General features: G+C 67.0%; 17 protein-coding genes. 13 read left to right on the top strand and 4 right to left on the bottom strand.

The window, feature by feature from the left end; all coding sequences use genetic code 11:
• Positions 1–1,107: HNH endonuclease signature motif containing protein (locus VI480_RS11970; RefSeq protein WP_323673080.1), on the top strand; the 1,107-nt coding region annotated here is incomplete at its 5' end.
• Between the two features lie 82 nt (positions 1,108–1,189).
• On the opposite strand, the gene VI480_RS11965 is transcribed toward VI480_RS11970, so the two are convergent.
• Positions 1,190–1,933, bottom strand: a complete 744-nt coding sequence (locus VI480_RS11965) for a hypothetical protein (RefSeq protein ID WP_323673079.1) — start codon at positions 1,931–1,933, stop codon at positions 1,190–1,192.
• 187 nt (positions 1,934–2,120) lie between these two features.
• Between VI480_RS11965 and VI480_RS15670 the strand changes: the two genes are divergently transcribed.
• The 12 genes from VI480_RS15670 (at position 2,121) to VI480_RS11905 (ending at position 11,409) form a co-directional block, all read left to right on the top strand.
• Positions 2,121–2,417 (top strand): GroES family chaperonin, encoded by a 297-nt coding sequence (locus VI480_RS15670; RefSeq protein ID WP_416246686.1) that lies wholly within the window; start codon positions 2,121–2,123, stop codon positions 2,415–2,417.
• Between the two features lie 43 nt (positions 2,418–2,460).
• Entirely contained in the window at positions 2,461–4,680 is a 2,220-nt protein-coding gene (locus VI480_RS11955; protein ID WP_323673077.1) for an anthranilate synthase component I, read from the top strand.
• Positions 4,677–5,561, top strand: a complete 885-nt coding sequence (locus VI480_RS11950) for a hypothetical protein (RefSeq protein WP_323673076.1) — start codon at positions 4,677–4,679, stop codon at positions 5,559–5,561. Before VI480_RS11955 ends, VI480_RS11950 begins: the two co-directional genes overlap by 4 nt.
• Positions 5,562–5,723: 162 nt before the next feature.
• On the top strand, positions 5,724–6,038 hold the full coding sequence (locus VI480_RS11945) for a putative quinol monooxygenase (protein WP_323673075.1): 315 nt from the start codon (positions 5,724–5,726) through the stop codon (positions 6,036–6,038).
• A 74-nt stretch (positions 6,039–6,112) separates the two neighbouring features.
• Positions 6,113–6,787: a phosphoribosylanthranilate isomerase gene (locus VI480_RS11940; RefSeq protein WP_323673074.1), complete on the top strand. Its 675-nt coding sequence runs from the start codon at positions 6,113–6,115 to the stop codon at positions 6,785–6,787.
• Between the two features lie 156 nt (positions 6,788–6,943).
• Positions 6,944–8,110: a tryptophan synthase subunit beta gene (gene trpB / locus VI480_RS11935; protein WP_416246685.1), complete on the top strand. Its 1,167-nt coding sequence runs from the start codon at positions 6,944–6,946 to the stop codon at positions 8,108–8,110.
• The gene (gene trpA / locus VI480_RS11930; RefSeq protein ID WP_323673072.1) at positions 8,107–8,913 is read left to right on the top strand and encodes a tryptophan synthase subunit alpha; all 807 of its coding nucleotides are present in this window, start codon (positions 8,107–8,109) and stop codon (positions 8,911–8,913) included. Before trpB ends, trpA begins: the two co-directional genes overlap by 4 nt.
• Positions 8,914–8,916: 3 nt before the next feature.
• On the top strand, positions 8,917–9,312 hold the full coding sequence (locus tag VI480_RS11925; RefSeq protein WP_323673071.1) for a hypothetical protein: 396 nt from the start codon (positions 8,917–8,919) through the stop codon (positions 9,310–9,312).
• A complete protein-coding gene (locus tag VI480_RS11920) occupies positions 9,309–9,719 on the top strand; it encodes a cytochrome c (protein WP_323673070.1) in 411 nt (136 codons plus the stop codon). The genes VI480_RS11925 and VI480_RS11920 overlap by 4 nt, the downstream gene beginning before the upstream one ends.
• A gap of 36 nt (positions 9,720–9,755) precedes the next feature.
• Complete coding sequence (gene fabZ, locus VI480_RS11915; RefSeq protein ID WP_323673069.1) at positions 9,756–10,208, top strand: 3-hydroxyacyl-ACP dehydratase FabZ; 453 nt, start codon at positions 9,756–9,758, stop codon at positions 10,206–10,208.
• A 65-nt stretch (positions 10,209–10,273) separates the two neighbouring features.
• Positions 10,274–10,819, top strand: coding sequence for a hypothetical protein (locus VI480_RS11910; protein WP_323673068.1), 546 nt, complete (start codon positions 10,274–10,276; stop codon positions 10,817–10,819).
• A gap of 38 nt (positions 10,820–10,857) precedes the next feature.
• On the top strand, positions 10,858–11,409 hold the full coding sequence (locus VI480_RS11905; RefSeq protein ID WP_323673067.1) for a hypothetical protein: 552 nt from the start codon (positions 10,858–10,860) through the stop codon (positions 11,407–11,409).
• A 60-nt stretch (positions 11,410–11,469) separates the two neighbouring features.
• Here VI480_RS11905 and VI480_RS11900 read toward each other — a convergent pair whose 3' ends face one another.
• From VI480_RS11900 to VI480_RS11890, 3 genes are read right to left on the bottom strand one after another with little or no spacing between them, the layout of a single operon-like run.
• On the bottom strand, positions 11,470–11,730 hold the full coding sequence (locus VI480_RS11900; protein ID WP_323673066.1) for a hypothetical protein: 261 nt from the start codon (positions 11,728–11,730) through the stop codon (positions 11,470–11,472).
• 55 nt (positions 11,731–11,785) lie between these two features.
• Positions 11,786–12,229 carry a DUF5615 family PIN-like protein gene (locus VI480_RS11895; RefSeq protein WP_323673065.1) on the bottom strand — a complete coding sequence of 148 codons (444 nt, stop codon included), beginning with the start codon at positions 12,227–12,229 and terminating at the stop codon, positions 11,786–11,788.
• Positions 12,201–12,866 (bottom strand): DUF433 domain-containing protein, encoded by a 666-nt coding sequence (locus tag VI480_RS11890; protein WP_323673064.1) that lies wholly within the window; start codon positions 12,864–12,866, stop codon positions 12,201–12,203. Before VI480_RS11890 ends, VI480_RS11895 begins: the two co-directional genes overlap by 29 nt.
• Positions 12,867–13,001 lie beyond the last annotated feature (135 nt).

Below are 13,001 nucleotides of genomic sequence, written 5' to 3'. Positions count from 1 at the left end.
GTCGCCGAAGGAGACATCAGCCTCGCGAACGCCGCCAGCCTGTCCAAGGCGGCCCGCAAGACCAGCGCCGAAGCTGTGGACGGCGATGCCGGTCTGGTCGAGATGGCCAAGACCATGCCCGAGGACGAGTTCGCGCAAGCCGCGCAACGCTGGACGATCCGGCACCAAGGCGCCGAAGATCTCAGCACTCAGCATCGCCGCAACCGCCGCAATCGCCATGTCAGGTTCTGGAATGGCGACGACGGTGCTGTTCACATGCGCGGATCGTTCGATGCCGAGATGGGCGCTCGCATCCAGCAGCGTCTCCAGCGCGAAGCCGAACGGCTGCGCCAAGCAGATCGGAAACGCCTGCGAGAAGGCCAAGAACCGAGCGCCTCGAGTCTCGAAGACACGGCCGTCGGCAGCGAGCACGGCGAAGCGTGCGAGTCGCGCACACGCGACCAGCGAATGGCTGATGCGCTCGACGCTCTCGTCGCCGGCGGCGAAGGTGTGAAGCCGGAGGGCGGCGAGCAGGACGACGGCACCGCCGCAGGGGTCGAGAACCGCTCCGTTGCGACGGAGATCATCGTGCGCGCCGATCTCGAAGCGCTGCTCGGTGACTCAGGCGGATATGCCGAGATCTTGGGCAGCGGCCCGATCCCGCCGAGTGCCCTGCAGCGTCTGTGCTGCAACGCCGACCTGTCGGTGGTGCTGTTCTCCGACAGGCTGACACCGCTGTACGAGACAACCCCGAGTCGAGCGCCCACCGCAGCGCAGCGACGCGCGCTGATCGCACGCGACGGCGCCTGCATCGGCTGCGGCGCTGCGCCTCACCAATGCGAGGCGCACCACATCATCCCGTGGGCCTGCCGGGGCAAGACCCGCATCGACAACCTCGTGCTCGTGTGCTGGCGCTGCCACGACCTCATCCACGACAACAACTGGAAGGTCATCCGCCACGGCGACCGCTACCGGCTCGACCCGCCCAACTTCGGCTGCTCCGACGAGCTAGCGGCCTCGAGCACATCGGCGAGGCGGCCTGCCGGGCCGAACTCTGCCGCCGACCCACAGGCAGCGCAAGCCGCAATGCTGACCGGCCTCACCTACCGCCAGCCGATGCTGTGCTGAGCGATCAGCCGATGGTCTGGCGCGCTCGGGTGACGCACCTGTAGGCCGCTCGTGTCGGCGATCTGGTCGGCTTGCGCAGTCCTTACAGTCCGCGAGCAAACGTCGCGATGTGTTCGGCGACGGCGCGGGCGTGGCCCATCAGGAAGTGATCGCCGCCGGGGATCACCTCGAGTCGGGTGTTGGTCCAGCCCGAAGCAATGTCGGTTGCCTCGGCGGGGGAGCGGAACTGGTCGTGCTCGGGCACCAGCAGCAGCTTGGGCCGAGGATCGGCTGCGGCGCCCATCGATGCGGGGTCGACGATCCGCAACGGCGCCGCGATGCCGATCCATGCCGACAAGGCGTCGTGCCCAGCCGCGAGCGAAACATCGCCGCCGAACGACCAGCCGGCCGAGACGACCGGCGGCGGATCAGCGGTGCCCGACCGGTCGGCCGCAAGGCGCACGGCTGCGTCGAACGCCGCCGCGGCGTCGAGCCGTTCGGCTTTCCCGTCGTCGTGGCTGCCGCCAGAGCGGCCTGTGCCGCGGAAGTTGTAGCGAAGCGCTGCGATGCCGCTCGCAGGCAGCGCCCGGAATAGGTGATCGACAAGCGGATTCCACATGTCACCGCCGTACAGCGGGTGAGGGTGGGACAGCACAGCCACCGCGGCCGCGGTACCGCCGGAACTGCCGTCGTCGGACCCCGCGCTCTGGGGCCGGCGCGAGCCGGGCCAGGCAGCCTCGGCCTCGAGCTCGATGCCGTCTGAGGTCACGGCCTCGACGGCGAACGCCTCGACCGTGAAGGGAGGCCCAGGAGCGGGCGTGCCACCGGAATTCTCTGCGTCAATCACGCTGGTGAACGGTACCGTGCGGGCGGTGAGCGCTCCCGAGACCAGCAACGAGCATGGCGCCGCTTCGGCGACGAAACCCGCCCGTGCCTCGAAGGGCTCGAAGTCCGGCAGTCGCCCGAAGACCGCGGCCAGCAAGCCGAAGCCGTCCGCACCGCCCGACTCCGACGGCGAGCGCCGGCCCATCAAGATGCTGCACGATCGGCTGCTTGTGCGGCTGCCCAACGACGGCTCGGAGCGGCGCACCAGTGGCGGCATCCTGATCCCGGCGACAGCTCAGCAGAACAAGCGCCTCGTGTGGGGTGAAGTCATCGGCGCAGGGCCGAACGTCCGGACCGCCCAGGAAGGCGATCGGGTGCTGTTCAGCCCCGAGGATCGCCATGAGGTCGAGGTGCACGGCGACGATTTCCTGATCCTGCGCGAGCGGGATGTGCATGCCATCGCTGCGCCTCGAATTGAGCCCGGCAGCACCGGCCTGTACCTGTGATCGTGCGGCTCTGCCTTCGGGCCTGCGCAATGACCCAGATCCGATGAGCACGGGCGAGACGCAGTTCCAGACCGGCGGCGGCATCACGGTCTCGCTCGCTGCGTCGACGGTCGACGGCAATGCCGAGATCGAAAACCTCGTCGATCGGCTGGACGAGGCTCGGGGGGTGCTGCTGTCGTCGAGCTACGAATACCCTGGCCGCTACACCCGCTGGGACATGGGCTTCGCCGACCCGCCGCTGGCCATCACCAGCCGGGCGCAGGACATCTGGGTGAGCGCCCTGAACGAGCGGGGCACCGTGCTGCTGGAGCCGGTTCACGAGGCGCTGGCAGCGCTAGGCAGCACCGCTGGCATCGTCGACCTCCGCCATGAGCCCGGCGACGGCGCAGGCGCCGTGGTCTGCCGTGTGGAGCGGGCCGACCGGCGTTTCGAGGAAGAAGATCGCAGCCGCCAGCCGTCCACGTTCACGGTTGTGCGCGCCCTCGTGGATCTGTTCTCCTGCGACGATCCGCACCTGGGCCTGTACGGGGCGTTCGGCTACGACCTTGCCTTCCAGTTCGAGCCCATCGCGCTGACGCTGCCGCGCCCGGCCGAACAGCGCGACCTGGTGCTCTACCTGCCCGACGACCTGCTCATCGTGGACCACGAGGGCGGCATCGCCCAGCGCTTCCGATACGACTTCGCCGTGGACGGCCGCAGCACCGCCGGGCTGGCAGGCGGCGGTGCAAGCGTGCTGTACGAGCCCGACTTCGAGCTGGAGGCGAGCTGCGACCATGAACCCGGCGGCTATGCGGCGGGCGTGCGTGCGGCCCACGAGTACTTCGCCCGGGGCGACCTCTTCGAAGTGGTCACGAGCCAGATGTTCTCCGAGCCCTGCATCGAGTCTCCCGCAGAACTGTTCCGCCGGCTCAAAGAGCAGAACCCTGCGCCGTACGGGTTCCTGATCAACCTCGGCCCGGCTTCAGCCGGGCGCGGGGAGCACAGTGTGGCAGGAGAGAGCGGAGAGTGGCTCATCGGTGCCTCGCCCGAGATGTACGTGCGGGTCGAGGGCGAGCGAGTCGAGACCTGCCCGATCTCAGGCACCATCGCCCGAGGCCAAGACCCCATCGACGACGCCTCGCAGATACTGGCGCTGCTCAACTCGGCGAAGGACGAGTCGGAGTTGACGATGTGCACCGATGTCGACCGCAATGACAAGAGCCGCATCTGTGTGCCTGGGTCCGTCAAAGTGATCGGCCGCCGCCAGATTGAGATGTACTCCCGCCTCATCCACACGGTCGACCATGTGGAGGGGCGTCTGCGCTCCGGCTTCGATGCACTTGACGCATTCCTGTCGCACACGTGGGCGGTCACGGTGACCGGCGCGCCCAAGACGGCGGCGATGATGTTCCTCGAACAGCACGAACGCACTGCCCGGGCTTGGTATGGGGGCGCAGTCGGCAAGGTGGGCTTCGACGGCAGCCTCAACACCGGGCTCACGCTCCGCACGATCCGCGTCGCCGATGGGCATGCAGAGGTGCGCGTGGGCGCCACGCTGCTGTGGGACTCCGAGCCCGACGAGGAGGAATCGGAGACCGAGCTCAAGGCGTCGGCGTTCCTCGACGCGATCCGCCGGCCGCGCTCGGCGGCGGCCACAGGGGTTGCGGCTTCGGTCCCCAGTGATCGGCGGGTGCTGCTGGTGGATCACCTCGACTCGTTCGTGCACACGCTCGCGAACTACCTGCGCCAGACGGGTGCCACGGTGGTGACCCGCCGGGCCGGCTTTCCCACCGAGGAGATCAGCGCCGACAACTTCGACCTCATCGTGCTGTCGCCGGGCCCCGGGCGGCCCGACGACTTCAGCATCGGACCGGTGGTGCGCGCCTCGCTGGATGCCGGGCTGCCGCTGTTCGGGGTGTGCTTGGGATTGCAGGGCATCGTGGAGTACTTCGGCGGCGAGCTGGGCCAGCTCTCCACGCCCATGCACGGCAAGCCGTCTGCCATCCGCATCCTCGGCGGGCAGCTGCTCGACGGGCTGCCAAAGGAGTTCCGGGCGGGCCGCTACCACTCGCTGTTCGCCCGCCGCTCCGAAGTACCCGATTCGCTCGAGGTGACGGCAGTCAGTCTCGATGACGACATCGTCATGGCGGTGGAGCACCGTGAGCTGCCCGTTGCGGCCGTGCAGTTCCACCCGGAGTCGATCATGTCGCTCGACGACGGGGTGGGGCTCGCGCTGATTCGCAACGCCGTCGACCGTTTGGTGCCCGGATGGAGGGCTGGATGACTGTCGTGCCTGTGCTCGATCGGTTGGTGACGGCGGCGGTCCCGCGCGAGGTGCTCGTGGTGACCGGACCCGAGGCCGCCGGATACCTGCAAGGCCAGGTCTCTGCCGACGTGGGAGCCATGGAGGTCGGCCAGAGCGCGCTGTCGTTCCTGCTGGAGCCACGAGGCCGGATCGAGGCGCTCTTCGTCATCAGCCGGACCGGCCCTGAGACCTACATTGCCGACATCGAGCCCGGTTTCGGCGAGGCCATGTCGGCATCGCTTGAGCGCTTCAAGCTGCGGACCCGCGCCGATTTCTCTCTGCATGAATGGCAGATGCACGCTGTGCGCGGGCCCCGCGCGGAAGGCGAATCGACAGTCGGCGCTTCGAGCGCTGGCCCGGCCGAGGCCCCAGAGCAGGTGGTGCGCCCCGCGCACTGGCCGCTGGCCAGCGGCCACGACTTGCTGGCCGGCTCCGACAGCGAGGCCGTTGCGTTCGCCGAGGGTGCCGAACAGGTCTCGGTCGCTGAGTTCGAGGCGCTACGCATGGCCTACGGCGTTCCGGCCATGGGCATCGAGATTCAACCGGGCGACATACCCAACGAAACCGGCCTCGTCGAGCAAGCTGCGTCGTTCACCAAGGGCTGCTACCGAGGCCAGGAGCTGGTGGAGCGAATTGACTCGCGGACAGGTGGGCGCCGGTGCATTCAGCGCTTCCGAGCTACCGGCGGCGTCTCGCCAGGTGACGGGCTGTGCGGCACCGACGGCGCTGGTGTCGGCACCGTGCTGAGTGCTGCTTTGCTGGCTGGCGCCATCGTCGGATTCGCATCGGTGCAACGAGATGTCGGCGGCGAGGTGCGCGTTAACGGCGGACCGACCGTCGTTCTTGCCGATCTGTTCTGATCTCGCCGCTCCGCTCATCTGCATGTAACTGCTGCGGCGTCGCGCGGGTTCGCAATGACGCCCGCGGCGGTGCGCGTCGTGCGAGCCGAAGCCGTCGCAGGGTTCGCTACCGGTACGCTCGCAGGCTGTTGTTGAGTCAAACGGACCGCAGGGAGCAACGACATGGCAAAGACGGCACTCCTGGCCAAGCTGACCGCCAAGGAAGGCATGCGTGACGAGTTGCTCGCAGTGATCGCCGACATCGGCATGAGCAACGTCGCCGGCGAGCCGGGCACCGAGGTGTACGCCGCCCACAAGGATCAGAACGACGCAGACGTTGTGTGGTTCTACGAGCTGTACAGCGACCAGGATGCGCTCGCAGCCCACGGCGGCTCCGAGCAGATGAAGGTCTTCGGCCAGGCGACGCGGGAGTTCATGGCGGCCCGTCCCGAGCTCATCTTCCTGGACCCGGCCGTGGCCAAGGGTCTCGATTTCTGACACTGGCCCAGCGACCACGAGCGGGATACATGGGCCCGCTGCCGCGAGGGATCGCCTGACATGCCGGTAGTGACATGTTCGTAAAGATCTGTGGCGTCACGAACGAAGAGGATGCGCTCGTCGCCGTCGGCATGGGTGCCGACGCGGTCGGCTTCAATTTCGTGCCCGGATCGCCGCGGCAGATCTCCCCGAGGCTGGCACGAGACATCGTTCGCCGCCTGCCGGGCGGTGTCGTCACGGTCGGAGTGTTCCGCAACGAGCTGCCCGAGCGGGTGGTGCAGATCATGGACGGCGCCGGTTTGCGCTTAGCGCAGTTGCACGGTAATGAGACCACGTCCGACAGCCGCTGGATCGCCGAGCGGGTGCCCGGCCTCATCAAGGCGTTCGTCGCGGGCGACCCCAATGTGGAGCGTGTGCGTGATTACGGCGCCTCGGTGCTCATGCTGGATGGGCCCGAGCCCGGCAGCGGCAGCGTCTTCGACTGGCGGCAGCTCGAAGGCCGAGATCGCGGCATGAGACTGCTGCTCGCCGGCGGATTGCATGCTTCGAATGTGGCGCAGGCCATCGAGGTCGTGCGGCCGTGGGGCGTGGATGTGGCGTCTGGTGTCGAGTCCGAACCTGGCCGCAAGGATGTCCTCGCCATGCGTGAGTTCGTCGCGGCGGCCAAGGAGGCCGGGGCCCTCTACGAGAAAACCGACGAATCGGAGCCGCCAGCGCAGGACGCGCCGTACGACTGGCGCGACGACTGAGCGAGGTACGGCATGGCTGCAGCAACTGATGGTCCCACACCGGGTTCGAGGTCGGTCATGGGCGAGCCCACGCCGAGTCACCGGTCGGTCATGGGCGAGCCCACGCCGAGTCACCGGTCGGTCATGGGCGAGCCCACGCCGAGTCACCGGTCAGTCATGGGCGAGCCCACGACTGATGGCCGTTTCGGCGAGTTCGGCGGCCGATTCGTTCCCGAGACGCTGGTGGCAGCGTGCGAGGAGCTCGAGGCGGCGTTCCGGGAGGCGTGGGCCGATCCGGCGTTCGTGTCCGAATTCGAAACCACGCTGCGCGACTACGGGGGACGGCCCTCGCCGCTGACCGAGTGCCGCAACCTGTCGAGCCAGCTCGGCGTGCGCCTGCTGGTCAAGCGCGAAGACCTCAACCACACGGGCTCGCACAAGATCAACAACGTCATCGGCCAGGCGCTGCTGGCTCAGCGCATGGGCAAGACACGGCTGGTGGCTGAGACGGGTGCCGGCCAGCACGGCGTCGCCACGGCAACCGCTGCGGCGCTGCTGGGCATGGAGTGCAAGGTGTACATGGGCGCCGTCGACGTCGACCGTCAGGCCCTGAACGTGTTCCGCATGCGCCTGCTGGGCTCCGAAGTGGAATCTGTGCAGTCCGGCAGCCGCACGCTCAAGGACGCCGTCAACGAGGCGTTGCGCGACTGGGTGGCCACCGTCGAGAACACGCACTACTGCCTCGGCTCGGTGATGGGCCCCCATCCCTACCCGTGGATGGTGCGCACGTTCCACCACATCCTCGGCGACGAGGCCGCTGCGCAGTGCAAGGACCTGACCGGCGACGACCCCGACGTGGTGGTGGCGTGCGTCGGAGGGGGCAGCAATGCAGCGGGAATCTTCTCGGGCTTCGCCGACGGCGACGCCCGGCTCGTGGGCGTCGAGCCCGCTGGCGGCGCCGCGGTCGGGCGCGGCGTGCCCGGCGTGGTGCACGGCATGACGAGCTACCTCATGCAGGACGAGGTGGGCCAGGTGATGGAGGCCGAGTCGATCTCGGCCGGGCTTGACTATCCGGGCGTCGGGCCCGAGCACGCCTATCTGGCCGCGATCGGCCGTGCCGAGTACCCCAGCGTGACCGATGACGAGGTGGTCGAGGCATTCACGCTGATGAGCAGGGCCGAGGGCATCATCCCGGCGCTGGAATGCGCACACGCTCTGGCATGGATCGTGCGTGCAGCGCCGACCATCCAGGGCCAAACCGTGTTGATGAATCTCTCGGGCCGTGGCGACAAGGACGTCGACCAGATGATGGACGTGCTCGGCATGGGTGGGCTGGACTCGTGAGCGAGGCATCGCCGGCTGATCCGGCCGGAGTCTTCGGCGCGCTCGAGACGCATTTGCGGGCTCGACGTGACAGCGGCGCGAAGCTGCTGGTGCCGTACGTCACTGGCGGTTACAAGGGCTGGCAACGCGCGGTGGAGGCGGCAGCGGCGGCCGGCGCCGATGCCATCGAGATTGGCGTTCCCTTCTCCGACCCGGTGATGGACGGACCGGTCATCCAGCAGGCGTCAACGGCTGCACTGGCCGACGGCGCGACCCCGGCGTCGGTGCTGGAGGAAGCACGGGAGCTCGACACTGGCGTGCCGCACGCCGTGATGACGTACTACAACCTCTGCCACCACCAGGGGCACGAACGCTTCGCTTCGGCGCTGCTCGATGCGGGTGTCTGCGCGGCGATCCTGCCCGACCTGCCGTATGTCGAGGCGGGGCCGTGGCTGGAGGCGGCGGCCGAGACTGGCCTCGAGGCGATCTTGCTGGCTGCACCCACCACGCCCGAGCACCGGCTCGCTGATCTGTGCGGGGCGTCACGCGGTTTCGTCTATGCGGTCGGCTTGCTCGGAGTGACCGGCGAACGGTCAGCGCTCGCCCGCACAGCCACCGAGATTGCTGCCCGCTGTCTGGCCGTCACCGACCGGCCCGTGCTCACCGGTGTCGGCATCGGTTCGCCGTCCCAAGCCGTTGAGGCGTGTGATGTGTCCGATGGCGTCATCATCGGCTCCGCAGTCGTCCGCACCTTGATGTCCGATGGCCCCGAGGCTGTGGGCGAGCTCGTGGCTTCCTACCGGACGGCGCTGGACCACGGCTGACCGGTGAGCACCGCCGATCCGGATCCCGCCGAATCGTCGCGAACAGGTACTGCGGCGTACGACGACTGCGAGCTGTGCGAGGCCGCCCGCTTCACGCACTGGTACTACGAGGACGAGCTGTGCTGGGTGGCTGATTGCGAAGTATGTGCCACGCCGATGGTGGTGTGGAAGCAGCACGGCACTGGACCCCCTCCCGACGAGCTGGAGGCAATGCTGGCTCGGCTGGTCGAAGCGGGTGAACTCAGATTCGGGCCCGGAGGTGGGAGAGTGGATCAGGTGATGCGCCAGATCCCCGACCATTTCCACGCCCACTACCGCGATGCCGACTGGATGACCCGTCGCTGGATGGAACCCCCCAGTCGCTACACCGGCGTCGGCACACCTCGGGAGATCCGATGAGGGCTCACGTTGCGCCTGGCAGTGCTCGCTCCCGACGGTTCGTCCGGGTGCGGGCGGTGCAGGCGCTGGTCGCGCTAGCGCTGGTCGTGGTGCTCGCACTGGCGGGCTGCGGCGGCACCGATGCGACAGAGGCCGATCTGGAGCGGCTGGAGCTGGCGTTCGAGAGCGCAGATGTAGCGCTCGGGAGCGAGGTGTTCGGTGATAGCTGCTCGGTGTGCCACGGCAGCGACGGCGGCGGCGGCGTGGGTGCCGCACTCGGCGGCGTCGATGAACGCCTGAGCGTGCGCAACCACCTGTCGGTGGTGTGGACCGGCCGGGGCTCGATGCCCCCGTTCGGCGGAATCCTCACCGATGCCGAGATCGCAGCGGTCGTTGCCTATCAGCGCAGCACCTTCGGCACCGAGTGATCCGCACTTCTTGGCTGTCTCGCTAGCTTCGCATCGGTGACTGACCCCGAGGGCGGGTTCCCGCGACCCGATGAACTGCTGCCGCACCGGGCGCCATTCCTGCTGGTCGATGAGATCGTCGAACTCGAGCCCGGCGAGCGCTGCGTCGCGCTGTGGCGCCTGACCGGCGACGAAGATTTCTTTGCGGGTCACTTCCCTGGCCGCCCGACGCTGCCCGGGGTGTTGATGGTTGAGGCCTTGGCGCAGACCGCCGGCCTCGCTGCTGCCTCGGCATCGTCGCTTGAGGGCAAGCTGGCGCTGTTCGGCGGCATCGACAAGGCCCGCTTCCGCCGCCAGGTCATCCCAGGCGACACGCTGCGCCTGGAAGCCACGATCGATCGCCTGTCGGCCCGCGCCGGTCGAGCCTCCGGAACCGCCAGCGTCGACGGTCAGGCAGCCTGCGAAGCCTCGATGATGTTCCTCATAGCCGACGCCGACCCTGCCGATTGAGCTGACCCACGAGCGCTCCAGTCGCAGAGCTCTCGTTCCGGTCTCACCGTCATCACTGCGTGAAATTGGCGCATCTGCGCAGGTCGCGCGAGGCTTTGGGAATGCTTCGCGAAGTCGGCGACGACTTCCAAGCTGACTCGAGTCGGCAGGGCGCTGCATTTGAACAGCAGGCCAAGGCGTACTTGGGCGCGCTCGGGTTCGAGCTTCACGGCAGGCGGAAGTTCGCGGACATTGGTTGTGAAATCGACGATGTCGCTGAGGCTCCCAACGGTGAACTCGTGTACTTCGAGTACAAGGGTTCCTTCAAGGGTTCACGACCGGGGATGCAACGCACGGACACGGTCAAGAAAGCGTTGCTGACGGGATTCCTCTTGCGTTCGATCGGTGATGATACGCCGTACTACGTGCTGACGTCGCATCTGCCAACCGGCGGAGCGGCTCAGCGCATGATCGAAGCGGCGCTGAGTGCGAAAGCCGTGTCAGGCGTGCTGGAGATGAATGATCCGATGGCCAGCCAAGCGCTCAAGGAACGCTTCGGCTGGCCTGCAAGGCCACGGATGGGACCCGAGCGAACCTGGCAGCCGTCTTTGCCAATCGCCCGCCGCGCCTAGCACGTCGGCTGGCCGGGACTTCGATGCCGTCAGCGTCCGTGTCTAGTAGTGAGTTGGACATCGACCGGTTTCGTCGATGGGCCCTCGGCAACCTGGTTGACAACCGCAACCGAGGGCTCTTTGCAGAATGGCTCGTCGGCGAAGCGCTGGGCGTGATCGATGAGGCGACACCGCGGCGGGAGTGGGACGCCTACGACTTGATGTATCGCGAGACGAAGATCGAGATCAAGGCGTCAGGACGCAGCCAGAGTTGGAGTCAGGAGCGGCCGTCGACGATTCGGTTCGGCATCGAGCAGAGATCGAGCTCATGGACGGCCGCAAGCGATGAGTGGATTCCGCACGATCAGCCGGTGCGCTTTGCCGATGTGTACGTGTTCTGCCTGCACGAGCCTGTGGCAGCCACCAACGACGATGTCGCCGATCCCACCCAATGGACGTTTTGGGTGGTCTCGACCAAAGTGCTCGACCAAGCGCTCGGTTCGCAGAAATCGGTCGGCATACGCACGCTCGACCGTCTCGCGTCGCCCATCGCATGGTCCGACATCCGCAAGGAGGTCGACGCATGCGTGGACTCGCAGCAGAGCATCTGACTTAGCAAGAAGAGCCGTATGCAAACGCTCTCGGTGCGTTGTTTCTCGCAGATCGGCGGTTCAGTGCTGCGGGCGGCCCGATTCGACGATGGACGTCACGGCTTCGCGTCCCAGTCCGGAAACTTCCGCAAGCTGACGCAGTGACGCTCCTGACCGATGAGCCACCCGGATCATGTCGTCGCGAATCTTCGCTTCCTTGTGTGCCCGCTCAGCGCTGAGACCAACGACCGCCAGCGCAGCCGCGACTTCACCCTCGGCTTCACCGCGGTACATGCCCATCGCGGCGCGTGCTGCAGACACCTCCGCTTCGGTGTAGCTCATTGTTGACCTCGCAGTTTCGTAGCGAGCTTGTCTCGAATCGGAACCAAGACCGTCATCAATCTTGCCCACTTGACTGATCCGGTCGGTCCTCACGCAGCGCACCACGCCTGTGCTGCAGCCAGACGCGCGGCGCGTATGCAATCCCGCTCAGTTTCTGCTCCCAAAGCGGCACCCGCCTTGCGACCGTCGAGATGTGATTGCTGAGGCCAGCGAGCTCATAGGTGAACACGACGACTTCGACTCCAGCCTGCTGGATCGACTGCGCCCGCTGCCGTCGGGATCGGAAGTCGCTGTCGCAGGTCACCAGCACGTAGCCGTTATCCGCGCACCAGACGGCAATGTCGTAGTCGTCCGCATTGGAATGACCGCCGTGCGTGCGGCTGAGCGCGTCCACTTCGGAAACGTGAATCACATTGTCGATGCCCGCAGCTGCCCTCGGAGAAATATTCGCGTCGAGGCAGAAGCGGGTGTCACGCGGTCTGTCGTGCGAACTCCGCACAGGCCTTCACTCGGGTCACGCTGAGGTTGAAGCCGCGTGCGACGTCCTCGGGAGAATCTTCCGCGAGGCTGGCGATGATGGATTTGACGGGGATCCTGGTTCCCGCCACTACCGGAGCGCCGAAGCAGATGCGAGGGTTGATCTCGATCCATTGGGCAACATCCCACGAGGCCGCGCGCCCGTCGATGAACTGGATCTCTTCGGCGAACGTCTTGATGGCGGAGGTGATGGCCCGCTGTCCCTTGCGGCTCCCGACAATCTCCTCTGCGTGCCCTTGGAACTCAACCCAGACGTTGTGCCCGTCGGTGTAGAAGGACTCGTGAGCCAGCGGGTGCTGAATGTCGGGAAACTGTTCGCGCATGGCATCGAGCACCCGGCGGACCCTCTGAAGTGAAGCGCCGCGGTCACGGAAGCGGCACACCATTTCCAAGCCGATCAGGTCGAGAAAGCCGATCGTCGTCTTGGCGTCGCTGTTGTGCGTGGGTGGCCGGACGACCGTCATCCAGCGACGGATCTGGGCGCGCGACACATCGCGGTTTCGCTCCACAATCTGGGCTGCCTGGGGAAACGAGTAGATGCCTGCTCCCATAGCAGTGCCAGTCGTGATGCTGTCGTCAGCCTGCTTGCTCGTTGCCACATCTCCTCCGCGCGACTCCTGTCACCAGCCTAAAGGCGGCCTGTCACACGCCTGTCGATGCTTGGCCCAAGTGCCGTGGTATCCGTGGACAACAATGGCAAGAGGGTGTTTGGCCGTCGCGGAGCGATGTAGGTC

This window comes from Candidatus Poriferisodalis multihospitum, from assembly GCF_028283155.1.
Taxonomy (GTDB): Bacteria; Actinomycetota; Acidimicrobiia; order Acidimicrobiales; family Poriferisodalaceae; genus Poriferisodalis; species Poriferisodalis multihospitum.
The sequence above is the reverse complement of the archived record's forward strand: the minus strand, read 5'-3'. Positions and strand labels throughout refer to the sequence as shown.

Excerpts from the sequence above, each read along its gene's own strand:
- VI480_RS15670 (WP_416246686.1), top strand. The coding sequence starts at position 2,121 with ATGCTGCACGATCGGCTGCTTGTGCGGCTGCCCAACGACGGCTCGGAG.
- VI480_RS11955 (WP_323673077.1), top strand. The coding sequence starts at position 2,461 with ATGAGCACGGGCGAGACGCAGTTCCAGACCGGCGGCGGCATCACGGTC.
- VI480_RS11950 (WP_323673076.1), top strand. The coding sequence starts at position 4,677 with ATGACTGTCGTGCCTGTGCTCGATCGGTTGGTGACGGCGGCGGTCCCG.
- VI480_RS11945 (WP_323673075.1), top strand. The coding sequence starts at position 5,724 with ATGGCAAAGACGGCACTCCTGGCCAAGCTGACCGCCAAGGAAGGCATG.
- VI480_RS11940 (WP_323673074.1), top strand. The coding sequence starts at position 6,113 with ATGTTCGTAAAGATCTGTGGCGTCACGAACGAAGAGGATGCGCTCGTC.
- trpB (WP_416246685.1), top strand. The coding sequence starts at position 6,944 with ATGGGCGAGCCCACGACTGATGGCCGTTTCGGCGAGTTCGGCGGCCGA.
- VI480_RS11920 (WP_323673070.1), top strand. The coding sequence starts at position 9,309 with ATGAGGGCTCACGTTGCGCCTGGCAGTGCTCGCTCCCGACGGTTCGTC.
- VI480_RS11900 (WP_323673066.1), bottom strand. The coding sequence starts at position 11,730 with ATGAGCTACACCGAAGCGGAGGTGTCTGCAGCACGCGCCGCGATGGGC.